The 14145-nt window shown below is 37.8% G+C and carries 14 protein-coding genes and 1 other RNA gene; 8 read left to right on the plus strand and 7 right to left on the minus strand.

What is annotated here, in order from left to right; genetic code table 11:
• The first annotated feature begins 181 nt into the window (after window positions 1-181).
• Entirely contained in the window at window positions 182-1693 is a 1512-nt protein-coding gene (der, locus tag FE813_RS08855) for a ribosome biogenesis GTPase Der (RefSeq protein ID WP_139990270.1), read from the plus strand.
• Window positions 1694-1748: 55 nt separating this feature from the next.
• Here der and hpt read toward each other — a convergent pair whose 3' ends face one another.
• Both hpt and pmbA read right to left on the minus strand, forming a co-directional pair.
• The gene (hpt, locus tag FE813_RS08860) at window positions 1749-2288 is read right to left on the minus strand and encodes a hypoxanthine phosphoribosyltransferase (RefSeq protein ID WP_139990271.1); all 540 of its coding nucleotides are present in this window, start codon (window positions 2286-2288) and stop codon (window positions 1749-1751) included.
• A 323-nt stretch (window positions 2289-2611) separates the two neighbouring features.
• On the minus strand, window positions 2612-3967 hold the full coding sequence (gene pmbA / locus FE813_RS08865) for a metalloprotease PmbA (RefSeq protein WP_106013394.1): 1356 nt from the start codon (window positions 3965-3967) through the stop codon (window positions 2612-2614).
• 88 nt (window positions 3968-4055) lie between these two features.
• Here pmbA and yjgA point away from each other — a divergent pair, with 88 nt between their 5' ends.
• The 6 genes from yjgA (at window position 4056) to rapZ (ending at window position 7873) form a co-directional block, all read left to right on the plus strand.
• Window positions 4056-4592, plus strand: coding sequence for a ribosome biogenesis factor YjgA (yjgA, locus tag FE813_RS08870; protein WP_106013393.1), 537 nt, complete (start codon window positions 4056-4058; stop codon window positions 4590-4592).
• Window positions 4593-4660: 68 nt separating this feature from the next.
• Complete coding sequence (gene lptC, locus FE813_RS08875; RefSeq protein WP_106013392.1) at window positions 4661-5263, plus strand: LPS export ABC transporter periplasmic protein LptC; 603 nt, start codon at window positions 4661-4663, stop codon at window positions 5261-5263.
• A complete protein-coding gene (gene lptA, locus FE813_RS08880; protein ID WP_048954107.1) occupies window positions 5247-5765 on the plus strand; it encodes a lipopolysaccharide transport periplasmic protein LptA in 519 nt (172 codons plus the stop codon). The genes lptC and lptA overlap by 17 nt, the downstream gene beginning before the upstream one ends.
• A 2-nt stretch (window positions 5766-5767) precedes the next feature.
• Complete coding sequence (gene lptB / locus FE813_RS08885) at window positions 5768-6493, plus strand: LPS export ABC transporter ATP-binding protein (RefSeq protein WP_139990272.1); 726 nt, start codon at window positions 5768-5770, stop codon at window positions 6491-6493.
• A 2-nt stretch (window positions 6494-6495) separates the two neighbouring features.
• Entirely contained in the window at window positions 6496-6990 is a 495-nt protein-coding gene (ptsN, locus tag FE813_RS08890; protein ID WP_065264583.1) for a PTS IIA-like nitrogen regulatory protein PtsN, read from the plus strand.
• A 22-nt stretch (window positions 6991-7012) separates the two neighbouring features.
• Window positions 7013-7873, plus strand: a complete 861-nt coding sequence (gene rapZ / locus FE813_RS08895; protein WP_111407214.1) for an RNase adapter RapZ — start codon at window positions 7013-7015, stop codon at window positions 7871-7873.
• Between the two features lie 16 nt (window positions 7874-7889).
• Here rapZ and nrdG read toward each other — a convergent pair whose 3' ends face one another.
• On the minus strand, window positions 7890-8357 hold the full coding sequence (gene nrdG / locus FE813_RS08900) for an anaerobic ribonucleoside-triphosphate reductase-activating protein (protein ID WP_065264585.1): 468 nt from the start codon (window positions 8355-8357) through the stop codon (window positions 7890-7892).
• Window positions 8358-8497: 140 nt separating this feature from the next.
• Here nrdG and ffs point away from each other — a divergent pair.
• Window positions 8498-8596, plus strand: an RNA gene (ffs, locus tag FE813_RS08905) — signal recognition particle sRNA small type.
• 20 nt (window positions 8597-8616) lie between these two features.
• On the opposite strand, the gene cydC is transcribed toward ffs, so the two are convergent.
• The 4 genes from cydC to FE813_RS08925 form a co-directional block, all read right to left on the minus strand.
• On the minus strand, window positions 8617-10347 hold the full coding sequence (gene cydC, locus FE813_RS08910; RefSeq protein WP_139990273.1) for a heme ABC transporter ATP-binding protein/permease CydC: 1731 nt from the start codon (window positions 10345-10347) through the stop codon (window positions 8617-8619).
• Window positions 10347-12107 carry a heme ABC transporter permease/ATP-binding protein CydD gene (gene cydD / locus FE813_RS08915; protein WP_139990274.1) on the minus strand — a complete coding sequence of 587 codons (1761 nt, stop codon included), beginning with the start codon at window positions 12105-12107 and terminating at the stop codon, window positions 10347-10349. The genes cydC and cydD overlap by 1 nt, the downstream gene beginning before the upstream one ends.
• A gap of 64 nt (window positions 12108-12171) precedes the next feature.
• Entirely contained in the window at window positions 12172-13128 is a 957-nt protein-coding gene (gene trxB, locus FE813_RS08920; RefSeq protein ID WP_065264588.1) for a thioredoxin-disulfide reductase, read from the minus strand.
• Window positions 13129-13237: 109 nt separating this feature from the next.
• Window positions 13238-14095, minus strand: coding sequence for a co-chaperone YbbN (locus FE813_RS08925; RefSeq protein ID WP_139990275.1), 858 nt, complete (start codon window positions 14093-14095; stop codon window positions 13238-13240).
• Between the last annotated feature and the right edge of the window lie 50 nt (window positions 14096-14145).

The raw sequence follows: 14145 nt of genomic DNA on the forward strand, positions 1-14145 counted from the left end.
TTTCAAGGTGATGACTTGAAAGCGAGATTATTATAACGTTAAGTTATAGATAAATAAACAGTGTTTGGAAAGCCATAGGATTGCATCCTGTGGCTTTTTCTTTGCTTTATGAAATCATTTTTTACCAATCCTTTAACTTCCGATATAATAGCCACCATTTTGACAAAATAAGAGATTTTTTATGGCAACTCCAGTTGTGGCCCTTGTTGGTCGCCCGAATGTGGGAAAATCCACATTATTTAATCGCCTTACTCGTACACGAGATGCGTTAGTCGCTGATTTTCCAGGTTTAACTCGTGATAGAAAATACGGCCATGCTCATATTGCTGGCTATGAGTTTATTGTTATTGATACTGGCGGGATTGATGGAACAGAAGAGGGCGTAGAAGAAAAAATGGCGGAGCAATCTTTGCTTGCTATTGATGAAGCCGATATTGTTCTTTTCCTTGTGGATGCGCGAGCGGGTTTAACGGCAGCGGATATTGGTATTGCTAATTACTTACGCCAACGTCAAAACAAAACGACGATTGTGGTGGCCAATAAAACCGATGGTATCGATGCGGATTCTCATTGTGCTGAATTTTATCAGTTGGGGTTAGGGGAAATTGAGCAAATCGCTGCTTCACAAGGCCGTGGTGTCACTCAGTTAATGGAACAAGTCCTTGCTCCTTTTGCGGAACAAATGGAAAATTCAGATGAAAATGACTGCACTTCTGAGGAAGAACAAGACGAATGGGAACAAGAATTCGATTTTGATTCAGAAGAAGATACGGCATTGCTTGATGAGGCGTTAGAGGAATCGGAAGAAGAGCAAGATAAAAATATTAAGATTGCCATTGTTGGCCGCCCAAATGTGGGTAAATCCACCTTAACCAATCGTATTTTAGGTGAAGATCGTGTGGTGGTTTACGATATGCCAGGCACGACACGCGACAGTATTTATATTCCAATGGAGCGTGATGGGCAGCAATATACGTTGATTGATACAGCTGGTGTGCGTAAGCGTGGTAAAGTGCATTTGGCTGTTGAAAAATTCTCCGTGATTAAAACCTTACAAGCGATTCAAGATGCTAATGTTGTATTGCTGACTATTGATGCGAGAGAGAACATTTCTGATCAGGATTTATCTTTGCTCGGCTTTATTTTAAATGCAGGTCGTTCTTTAGTGATCGTCGTGAATAAATGGGATGGTTTAGAGCAAGATGTGAAAGACCGCGTTAAATCTGAGCTTGATCGTCGTTTAGATTTTATTGATTTTGCTCGCGTGCATTTTATTTCTGCATTGCACGGAAGTGGTGTGGGTAATCTTTTTGATTCGATTAAAGAGGCGTATGCTTGTGCGACTCAAAAAATGACGACCTCGCTTTTAACTCGTATTTTACAAATGGCAACGGATGAACACCAACCACCGATGATTGGCGGTCGTCGAATTAAATTAAAATATGCTCATCCAGGTGGTTATAATCCGCCGATTATTGTCGTTCACGGTAACCAAATGGATAAATTACCCGATTCTTATAAACGTTATTTATCTAATTATTATCGTAAGAGTTTGAAAATTATTGGCTCACCAATTCGTATTCTTTTCCAAGAAGGCTCGAACCCATTTGCGGGGCGTAAAAATAAACTTACCCCGAACCAATTGCGTAAGCGTAAACGTTTGATGAAGTTTATTAAGAAAGCAAAACGTTAAAAATAAGTGCGGTCAAAATTCATTATAAATTTTGACCGCACTTGTTTGATGAGCATTATTCTTCTAAAACCACTTTGCCAATATAGCCTAAATTACGGTGACGTTGTGCATAATCGATACCATATCCAACCACAAATTCATCTGGAATTTCAAAACCTATCCATTCTACAGGCACTTCAACCTCGCGACGAGAGGGTTTATCAAGCAAGGTACAGATAGCAAGGCTTGCAGGATCTCGTAAATTCAAAATATCACGTACTTTTTCAAGCGTGTAACCAGTGTCGATAATATCTTCTACGATTAATACGTGTTTACCTTTAATATCACCATCAAGATCTTTTGTGATACGTACATCATGATTTGTTGTCATCCCTGTTCCATAACTGGAAGTAGTCATAAACTCAATTTCTACAGGTAAATGAATGTGGCGTACAATATCAGCCATAAACATAAATGAGCCACGTAAAAGTCCGATAACAACAAGGTTATTGACTTGTTTTGCTTGATAATGTTTTGTTATTTCAGCCCCAAGCTCTGCAATACGAGAGTGAACATCGCTTTCTGCAATTAAAACATCAACATGGTGTTTTTTCATAAAATGTCCTTGTGAATTTAAAAGGAATGTAATCGTTTGCTATTCTACAAAAAAATTGATCGTTATGCCATGTGTATCAGAATTTCTCGCTGAGTGTTATTCCATATTTCAATATCAATAACTTGGATTCTTTTAAGATAGATTTAGAGATGGAAGATGAAATATAAAAAAGGCTGAAGATTAATCTTCAGCCTTTTGAACCCTAACGAATTTACTTTCTACTCTACCTGTTGGAGCAACCTGCAATCGCTTAACAGATGGCGGGTATCTTATCAGAATTTTAATTTCTGTCAATAAGAATAATTATCAATATTAAATATTTTTTAGTTTCCAGAAATTTTCATCTTTTCTAATAAAATTGAGCCGGTTTGTATGTTTGAACGATGTTCTATATCATCTGATACGGCAACAATGTTTTTCAACATATCTTGTAATTGACCTGCAATTGTAATTTCAGCGACAGGGTATTGAATTTCACCGTTTTCAACCCAGAATCCTGATGCACCCCGAGAATAATCACCAGTCACAAGGTTTACTCCTTGTCCCATAACATCTGTTACTAATAGACCTCTATCCATTTTACGTAAGAGTGCGGTTAATCCTCCCGTTAAATTTGGTTGAATAAGCCAATTGTGAATCCCGCCTGCATGACCTGTGCTTGGCATTCCGAGTTTTTTTCCACTGTAACTGGTCAATAAATAGGTTTGTAATATACCATTCTCAACAATTTCACGATTTTGTGTGCGGACTCCTTCACTATCAAAAGGCGTTGAAGCCAGTGTACGTAATAAATGGGGGCGTTCGCTGATATTAAACCATTCAGGTAAGACGGATGTTCCTAGTCTATCAAGTAAAAAACTTGATTTTCGGTATAAACTACCGCCACTTATTGATGCCGCTAAATGCGAAATAATACTAGTTGCAACATCATTTAAAAAAATGACGGGTACTTCACATGTATTAAGTTTTTGTGGATTTAGGCGTGAAATTACTTTTCTCGCACAAGTTTCACCGACCCAAGTCGGTGATTGAAGTCGATCAAACTCACGGGAAATTGTATATTCGTAGTCATTTTCTAATGCACCTTCTATGCCCCCAATGACTGAGCAAGATAATGAATAGCGACTGGATAAATAGCTTTGTAACATACCGTAGGTATTACCATATACTTTTACACCCGTGTGAGAATTAAAGCTTGCACCATTGCTATTTACGATTCGTTTATCTGCTTCAAGAGCAGATTTTTCTGTACGGAGAGCAAGTTCTGTTGCTTTTTCTACATCAATATTAGCAGGATGGTAAAGTGCTAAGTCAGGCGCATCAAAGGCCATTAATTGCTCATCAGCAAGTCCTGTACAATCATCGGGTGATGTATATTTTGCGATAGAAAGTGCCGCTTCTACAGTATTTTTAATGGCATTTTCACTTAAATCAGAGGTAGAAGCATTACCTTTTTGTTGTCCTAAATAAACGGAAATACCTAGTGCTCCATCATTGGTAAATTCCACATTTTCAATATCTTGCAATCGTGTTGAAACAGATAAGCCGCTTACTTTGGTTACAGCCACCTCGGCACTGGCTCCAGCTTTTTGGGCTAATTCAACTGCAAAACTAACAGCGTGACGTAATTCTTGCTCCTGCGCTTTTAAAAGTGCGGTTTGATTTTCGGGTGCTTTCATTGTTTTTTCCTGTTAAAAATTTGCAACATTTTATCTTATTTTCAAAGTTTATGGTAAAATGCGCCCCAATTTTTATAAAGGACAAAAAATGGCGAAACGTAAGAAGAAAGAAGCTTTTGATTGGGAAGATGAGGCGCAAGAAGAAATTATTTGGGTAAGTAAAAGTGAAATTAAGCGAGATGCAGAAGATTTAAAGCAACTTGGCGAAAAAATTGTGAATTTAACCAAAGCAAATTTAGCTAAAATTCCCCTTGATGAATCTTTGCTTGATGCCATTGAGCTTGCTCAGCGTTTACAAAAAGAGGCGCGCCGTCGTCAGTTACAATATATTGGAAAATTATTTCGTGGTATTGATATTGCCCCAATTCGTGAAGCGTTAGATAAAATCGAAAATAAGCATAATCAGCAGCAAGCGATGTTACATAAAATTGAAAAAATTCGTGATGAGTTGATCGAAAATGGTGATATAGCATTGACGAATTTATTAAATAATTATCCAGAAGCTGATCGCCAGAAATTACGTAATTTGATTCGTTCTGCACAGAAAGAGCGGGAACAAAATAAACCTTCAAAAGCATATCGAGATATTTATCAAATGCTGAAATCATTGATGCTGGAAGATTAGCTTTGTGAGACTCAAGCAGTGCTATCAACGTTTTTAACCGCACTTATCCGGATAATAAAGTAGAAAAAATGAATATTCGTTGGAATGTAATTTTAAGTATTATTGTTTTTTGTTTACTAGGTTGGTTTTATTCACTGAATCGGGATGCACCTGATTTATCAAATTTGGTGAAAAAGCCAGATAGCCCCGATTATATTGGCAATAAAATGGAAACAACAGTGTTTTCACCAGAAGGGAAAAAACAATATGTTTCTCTTGCGGATAATGTGAAACATTATACTGTAGATGGACATACTGATTTTGAGATGCCATTAGTCTATTTATTCGATGTTAATTCATCTAATACTAGTCAAGCAAAGGATGTTGCTCATGCTTTGGTATCACAGAGTTGGAAATTGAGTGCTAAAAAAGCCAAGCTCACAAAAGATGAAATGCTGTATTTAGAGGGAGATGTTGTGGCGGAAAGTTTGGAACCAACTTCTCATTTGCAGCGTGTAGAAACTCAGATGGCAATTGTCAATTTGAAAACACAGGATATGACATCAGACTCAATGGTTAAGATTAATGGACAAAATTTTAGTTCAACAGGATTAAAAATGGTTGGCAATTTACGTCAACAAGTTGCTACTTTAAAAGAACAGGTGAAAACATATTATGAAGTTCGTAAATAATAAAATATTTTTACTCACAACGTTAATGATGACATCCATATCAGCTTTTGCGCTTAAAGATGATACAAATCAACCGATTAATATCGTTTCGGATAATCAAGCGTTGGATATGGAAAAGAGTGTAGTGACTTTTACGGATAATGTTGTGATAACTCAAGGATCGATTTTAATTAAAGCAAGCAAGGTTGTGATTACACGTCCACCTGAAAACTCAGGTAAAAAAGAAACTGTTGATGCTTTTGGTAGCCCTGTTACATTTCATCAATTACTTGACGATGGGAAACCGGTTGATGGGAAGGCTAATAAGGTGCACTATGATCTTGGTACGGAGTTTTTAACATTGACAGGTAATGCTGAGTTGAAACAATTAGATAGCAAAATTAATGGTGAACTTATCACTTATGATGTGAAGAAACAGCAACTTAGAGCCAATGGCGGTGCGAAATCACGAGTGACTACAGTGTTAATTCCGTCTCAATTACAAAAAGCGAAAGGGAAGTAATCATGTCAGTTTTGATTGCTGAGAATTTAGCGAAAAGCTATAAAAGCCGTAAAGTGGTATCTGATGTTAGTCTTCAAGTTAATTCAAATGAAATTGTGGGATTACTTGGGCCGAATGGTGCGGGAAAAACGACGACTTTTTACATGGTGGTGGGGCTCGTTCGCCAAGATCAAGGTAAGATTGTGATTGATGGTGAGGATATTAGTTTACTTCCAATGCATAATCGCGCCCAGCGAGGTATTGGGTATTTACCCCAAGAGGCATCTATTTTTCGCCGTTTAACCGTCTATGAAAATTTGATGGCTGTTTTAGAAATTCGTAAAGATTTAACCGCTGAGCAACGCCGTGAAAGAGCGGATGAATTAATCGAAGAATTTAATATTAGTCATATTAGAGATAGTCTCGGCCAATCTTTATCTGGTGGGGAACGTCGTCGTGTAGAAATTGCTCGAGCATTAGCCGCTAATCCTAAATTTATTTTATTAGATGAACCTTTTGCTGGTGTTGACCCTATTTCAGTATCTGATATTAAGAAAATTATTACTGATTTACGTAATCGCGGATTAGGTGTGCTAATTACTGATCATAATGTGCGTGAAACTTTAGATGTGTGTGAGCGTGCTTATATTGTTGGAGATGGTAAAATTATTGCGACAGGTACGCCTGAGTCTGTTATGAATGATGAGCATGTTAAACGTGTTTATCTTGGTGATCAGTTTAAGTTATAAAGATGAACATTACCGAGTTATTAAGCCCTGAGAATATTCGTCAGGGGGTAAGTTTTTCCAGTAAAAAACGATTATTTGAATCTATTGCGCATTTTGTCATTGAGCAAGTTAATGATGAGAAAGGTGAACAAGTTTGTTTGGAATGTCTTTTTGAACGGGAAAAATTAGGTAATTCAGGTTTAGGAAATGGTATCGCCATGCCTAAAGCTAAAATTCCTGTAACGTTATCAGACAAAGCAATAGCTGTATTTATGCAATTAGATACACCGATTGATTACGATTCATCAGATGGGAAATTTGTTGATCTTGTATTTGCGGTATTGGTACCTGAAAATCAGTGTGTAACCTATATGCCAATTTTATCTTTCTTAACCGAAAGACTAACGGATAAAAACCTTTTGAAGCAGTTACGTTCAGCAAAAAGTGCAGAGGAAATTTGGCAGGTTTTTGAAATTTCAGATAGCTCAGAAAATATCTCTTTTGAGAATAATGGATAAGAAATAAAGAGTGGGAGGGCACATGGATATTATCATTATTAGCGGACGTTCTGGTGCGGGAAAGTCTGTGGCTCTACGCGCTTTGGAGGATATGGGCTATTATTGTGTAGATAATATTCCTTTTGATTTACTACCTCAATTAACTCAGATTCTTTCTCAATCACAATCTTCAGTAGCGATTAGTCTAGATATTCGTAATATTCCAAATTCTGCGACGACGTTAGAGCAAACACTTTCAACATTACAAAATCATCATCAGGTTAAGATTATTTTCTTAGAGGCGGATCGCAGTACGTTGATTCGTCGATATAGTGATTCTCGGCGTTTACACCCACTTTCTGTTCAAGATCTGTCCCTTGAAGTTGCGATTGATGCAGAATATCAATATTTAGAGCCACTAATCCAACATGCTAATTTCATTCTTGATACGACACATCTTTCGACACATACGCTTGCAGAAAAATTACGAGAGTTTATTTGTGGGTATGGCGAAAAAGAGCTTAAAATCATTATAGAATCTTTTGGGTTTAAATATGGTATTCCGCTTGATGCAGATTATGTTTTTGATGTGCGATTCTTACCCAATCCACATTGGGATCCGGCACTTCGCCCAATGACAGGATTAGATGCGCCTGTGGCGGCATTTTTAAATAGTCATACAGAAGTGAATGAATTTATTTATCTTACACGAAATTATATAGAAACATGGTTGCCACTTTTAGAAAAAAATAATAGAAGTTACTTAACTATTGCTATTGGGTGTACTGGTGGGAAACATCGCTCTGTTTATATAGCACAACAACTTGGAGAATATTTTCAGGCAAAAGGAAAAATAGTGCAAATTCAGCATAAATCTTTAGAGCGAAATAAAAAGACGCAATAATGGCATATCGGTAATATTATAGTTTAAATCGATGAATAACCTGATTTGCTGAACCACGCCAAATTAAACTTGGATCTGCTTGTTCTTGAATAAATTTCCCATCAATTAACACATCAATATAAGGCAACATAGCACGTTGTTGTTCGTCTAGTTCATCCAGCTTATAACCTGTCCAAACCCAGATGTCTTTATCGGGGCATTCTCGTTTTACGCGTTGCACAAAGGGCAATAATGTTTCTACGTTGAGGGGATGAAGTGGATCTCCACCTGAAAGCGTCAGTCCTTGGCGTTTAATGCGTGTGTCTTTTAAATCATTGATGATTTGTTGTTCCATCGCTTCATCAAATAATACACCTGCTGAAAATGACCAGCTTTTTTGATTGTAGCAACCTTTACAACCATGGGTACAGCCACTGACAAATAAAGTACAACGTGTACCTTCGCCATTAATGACATCAGTGGGATAGTATTGAAGATAGTTCATATTATTATAAACTCCTGGAATATGGTGTAAATTATCAGCAAATTAACTGCACTTTTGTAATTAAAGAGAATTAATCTTTGCAATAATATGGTAATTCTTGCATAATAGCCCGCAATCGCTCTGCGATATCAATGGAAACCTTTTCGGTCTCTCGCAACGGTGTCTGGTTTACTCGGTCAGGTCCGGAAGGAAGCAGCCAAAGTCGGAATTACTGTGTGCCGAGAAGAAGCTGGGAAGGTTTCCGCCCAACTTCCTTTTCTTATACTCGCTCAATCAATCTTTTAAAGAATCCATTCTCTTTTGTGATTAAGCTATTGTAATCGCCTTGCTCGATTAATCTTCCGTTGTCAATTACACAAATTTTATCGAATTGTTCAATTGAACTGAGACGGTGAGTGACCATTATTAGGGTTTTATTTTCGGCATGTTGTAGAATTAAACGTAAAATTTGACGTTCAGTTTCGCGATCTAAACCTTCTGTTGGTTCATCCAATAATAAAATTGGCGCATTATTGAGTAAAATACGGGCTAAACCTAAACGGCGTTGTTCCCCACCAGAAAGAGGACGACCACCATCACCAAGCCAAAGATTTAAACCTTTTCCTTCTTGCTCAAGTAATTTGCTTAAACCAACTTGATGTAGCACTTCAATCATTTTTTCATCAGAAATTTTATCCGCACTTGCAAATTGTAAATTTTGACGAAGTGTATCGCTGAATACGTGAACACGTTGAGTTAAAAAACAAATTTGGCGGCGTAATGTCTCTTCTGAATAGGCTGAAATTGGTTTTTCTGCTAATAAAAGCTTACCTTGATTCGCATCATAATTGCGCACTAAAAGTTGAAGGAGTGAAGATTTCCCACTTCCAGTTTTGCCTAAAATAGCAATTTTTTGGCTTTGTTCTAAATCTAATGTAAGATTTTTTAATACAAGCGTTTCTTGCCCTGGATAGGAAAAACTTAAATCCTTCGTAGAAATCAACCGCACTTTTGTTTCAAATTCCTCATTACCATTAAACTTAACAAGCGGTTTTTGCTCAATGATTTCGGTTACACGCTCTGCTGCAGCAATCACTTGACCTATATGTAAAAATGCAGCACCCAATGGCATGATGATCTCAAAGGCGGCAAGCGCAGCAAAAGTGAACAGTGCAATATAAGCCGTGCGGTATTCATCTGTGCCAAAATCGGCGTTACTTGCAAACCATAGCATGCCAGAAATCAACAAACCATTTAGAAACAGAACAAGCGCGGTAGAAAATCCACTTAATTTTGCTTCTTTGGCTTGATCTTCCTGCCATGTTTTTTCTGTGGCTGTCATTTTCTCTTTTAATTTATCTTCTGCATTAAATAATAAAAGCTCGGCTTGTGCTTGGATAAATTCTAAAAACTGGGTTCGATAGGTCGCGCGTGCTTGGATTAAGCGTTCGCCAAATTCCTGACCTAGTCGATAGAAAACAGTTGGGATAATTATTAATAAAATTAACAAAAATAAGCCTAAACCAAGTGCGAGTGGAATATTGACAAAGCTAAGTCCAATCGTCATGGCAATGATTACAAATGCAGCAGTGAAAAATGGCGCAAGTAAACGTAAATATAGGCTATCAAGTGTATCCACATCGGATACTAAACGATTTAACAAATCGCTGTTACGATAACGATTTAATACCCCTGGGCTTAAAGGAATGATTTTTTCAAATACTTGTACGCGTAATTTTGACAAAATGCGGAATGTTGCATCATGCGTCACTATTTTTTCAAAATAGCGCATGACGGTTCGTCCGATAGCTAAACCTCGCACACTGGCTGAAGGGTAGAAAAAGTTAAATAGAGTGCCTAGTCCTGCAATGGCTGTAGCGGCTAAAAACCAGCCTGAAACGGTAAGTAAGCTCATGCTGGATCCCAATCCTAAAATCATCAGCACCAAGCCTAAAATAAGAGGAAATTTGGCGAATTTAAATAAACGTATAAACGGAAGTAATGTGCGCATTATTGGATATCCTGTTTTCGTTGTGCAAGAAGTTCTCCAAAGAAACCTTCATTTTGTAATTCAGCAAAAATCCCCTGTTGGACAATTTCGCCCTGCTGCATGACAAAAATTTGATCACATTGTTTTAAATCTTCAATGCGGTGTGTAATCATTAATGTTGTTTGGTAGCAACTCATTTCATTTAATGCTTGAAGGACGAGACTTTCAGATTGGGCATCGAGACTGGCTGTTGGCTCATCAAGTAATAGTAGGCTCCCCTTGCGTAATAATGCACGTGCAATAGCAAGACGTTGCGCTTGTCCCACAGAAACGCCTAATCCTCCATCTTTAATTTCATAATCTAAACCGAGTTTATCTATAAATTCGGTGGCTTGGGCTTGGCTTAAAGCATGGTGAATTTTCTCATCGCTTGTTTGAATATCACCAAGCAGAAGATTTTCTTTAATTGTGCCTTGTAATAACAATGGATTTTGTCCTACCCAGGCAATATGTTTGCGCCAGTCAGCTAGATTGCTTTCGCGAAGTTCTTGTCCATTAATTTTGAGAGAACCCTCATAAGGTAAAAAGCCTAAAATTACATTCATTAATGAGGTTTTCCCTGCGCCACTTTGTCCTACAAGCGCAACATTGTAATTTGCTGGAATTTGGAAATTTAACGGCTTGGTTAATGCTGAACCCTGTGTCGAAAGTACCACTAAATTTTCGGCAGAAATTTCAACCGCACTTTCCAAAGAAATTGTTTTTTCATTTTGATGAACGGTTAAATAATCGGATTCTAAGAAATTAACAATGGCATCTGCTGCACCAATACCCGCTGCGCGGTCGTGGTAATAAGCGCCTAGATCACGTAAGGGTTGATAAAATTCAGGTGCAAGAATTAAACAAAAGAAACCTGTGAAAAGTGTAAGTGGTGCATTATAGGTACCAAATTCAATTTGACCTAAGTAGCTAAAACCAAAATAGACCGCCATGAGGGCAATGGAAATAGAGGTAAAAAATTCCAATACGGCAGAAGAGAGAAAAGCGAGTTTTAGCACATCCATCGTGGTTTCACGGAAATCTTCAGTGGCATTTTCAATATGCTCAGTTTGTTCAGAAGTGCGGTTAAAAAGACGTAAGGTTTCAAGACCACGTAATCGATCTAGAAATTGTGCGCTTAAACGAGCCAGTGTTTCCATATTTTTTTGGCTACTGTCTGCTGCAGCGATACCAACAAGGATCATAAAAACGGGAACAAGTGGCGCGGTGATCATTAAAATTAAACCTGCAGCCCAGTTCAACGGAAATACAGCAATTAAAATAACGACAGGAACAATGGCTGAAAGACTTTGTTGAGGCAGAAAACGGGCATAGAAATTATGTAAGTTTTCAACTTGTTCCAACATAATGCTTGCCCAACTTCCAGCTGGTTTTTGATTGATTGTCGCAGGGCCAACAAGATGGATTTTATCCAGAATTTTTTGACGAATATGATTGCGTAATAATTGTCCGCTTTGGAAACCTATTTTTTCGCGTGCCCATAAAATAATTGCACGCAATCCGAACCCGATAATCAACCCAAGAAAATAAGGAATAAGTTCATCACGAGGCACTTTTTGTATAATCAGTTTATCAAGCAACGTCGCAAGAAAATAAGTTTGCGCGACTAAAATGAGTGCAGAAAGCGTAGCTAAGACAATGTTTGCGCGCATTAATTTTTTGATAGGTTCTTGTTGTGCGCGAAGCCATTTTTGTAAATATTTTTGGCGAAGTTTGTTCATAGTTTTATCGTGATATAGAAAAAGTTCCCCTCTTTTAAAAAAAGAGGGGAATGAGTTAGAGAATTTATGCTTCTTGAGCATCTAAATAGCGTTCTGCATCCAATGCCGCCATACAACCAGTTCCTGCAGAGGTAATGGCTTGTCGATAATTGTGATCCATTACATCGCCTGCTGCGAATACGCCTTCCACAGAGGTGGCTGTTGCATTTCCTTCAAGACCAGATTTTACAACGATATAGCCATTATTCAATTCTAGTTGCCCTTGGAAAATGTCCGTATTTGGCGAGTGACCAATGGCTACGAATAAACCATCTAATTTGAGTTCTTCTTTCTCTCCAGTTTTAGTGTCGGCTAAACGTAATCCGGTTACGCCCATGTTGTCACCTAACACTTCATCTAAAGTGCGATCAGTATGCAGAACGATTTTTCCTTCTTCCACTTTTTTGTACAAACGGTCGATAAGAATTTTTTCCGCACGGAAGCTATCGCGACGGTGGATTAAATGCACTGTACTTGCGATATTGGCTAAGTAAAGCGCTTCTTCCACCGCAGTATTTCCACCACCAATTACACCGACTGGTTTATTACGATAAAAGAAACCATCACAGGTTGCACAAGCAGAAACTCCACGACCTTTGTAGTTTTCTTCTGACGGTAAGCCAATATAGCGTGCAGAAGCGCCTGTTGCGATAATTAACGCATCACAAGTAAAATTTTGCACATCGCCAAAAAGTTTGAATGGACGAGAGGATAAATCGACTCGATTGATATGATCGAAGACGATTTCTGTTTCAAATTTTTCTGCATGTTGCAACATACGTTGCATTAAACCTGAACCAGTAGTCATCTCAAAATCACCTGGCCAGTTTTCGATTTCATCTGTGGTGGTAAGCTGGCCGCCTTGTTGCAAACCCGTCACCAATACTGGTTTTAAGTTTGCACGTGCTGCATAAATGGCAGCTGTATAACCAGCAGGGCCTGAGCCTAAAATTAAAAGTTTTGCGTGTTTGATATCTGACATAAAGAATCCTTGTTTTTTGTAAAGAGAGAATTAATTGAATTTAAGTTTATTCTGATGATTGCTATGTATGAAATTGTTCCATACACCTTATCAATTATAAACCTTTCGATTAATAGAGCAGTGAATAAAGCAATCGGCGAAACTTATTTGTTAACGGATCAGCATTGCCCATTGCACTTAAAATGGATAAAAATTGTTGTTTAACTTCACCATTCTGCGCACCTAAGTCGGTTTTTAAAATATCGAAAAGTAGTGTCAACGCTTCTTCATTTCGTCCAGCTTGATGAAGTTGTATAGCAAGTTTTATTGCAATTTCAGCTGTTGGGTTTTTAGCATAATCGGCCTGTAATTGTTGGATTTCAGGTGTGTCGGCAGCTTGAATTTGTAGCTCAATTTGTGCCTGTAATCCGTGCCAACGACTATCACGATCTTGCAACGGAATTTGTTTTAGAATTTCTTGTGCTGGCTCCGTTTTTTTCATTGCAATATAGGTTTCAGCGTAGAGCAGGGCGACATCACTATTTTTCTTATCTGAAAGTTCCCATGCGTCTTTCAATAATGGCAATGCAGCCTCATAATTTTCTACTTGCAAGAAATCTAATGCTTGTTGGAATTTTAAATCTTCTTCTTTCGGTAAAATAATGCTTAATCGTTGGATTAATGACGCTTTATCAAGCGCACCTGGAAATGCATCTAATGCCTGTGCTTCTTTAAACAAATAGGTGGTTGACAATGCTTGGATGCGGAATTGTGCGGCAATCATTTGCTCTTTTTCACAATTTACTTTTCCAAGAACAAATTGTCCTTGATATTGTTCTGCAACTTGCTCAAGTAAAGTCAAGAAATCTGATGATTCTTTATGCGTTGGAGCATAAAAATTGATGACAAGTGGTTTTTCTAAGGATTGTTGCAGTATTTCAGTAAGATTTTGTTCGTTGATGTCAACGATAAAAGGAAAATCAGCCATGTTTTATCCTTGTGAAAAAATAATGGCTGATTTTAACAAAGTGCGGTCGA

The organism is Haemophilus seminalis (genome assembly GCF_006384255.1).
GTDB lineage: Bacteria > Pseudomonadota > Gammaproteobacteria > Enterobacterales > Pasteurellaceae > Haemophilus > Haemophilus seminalis.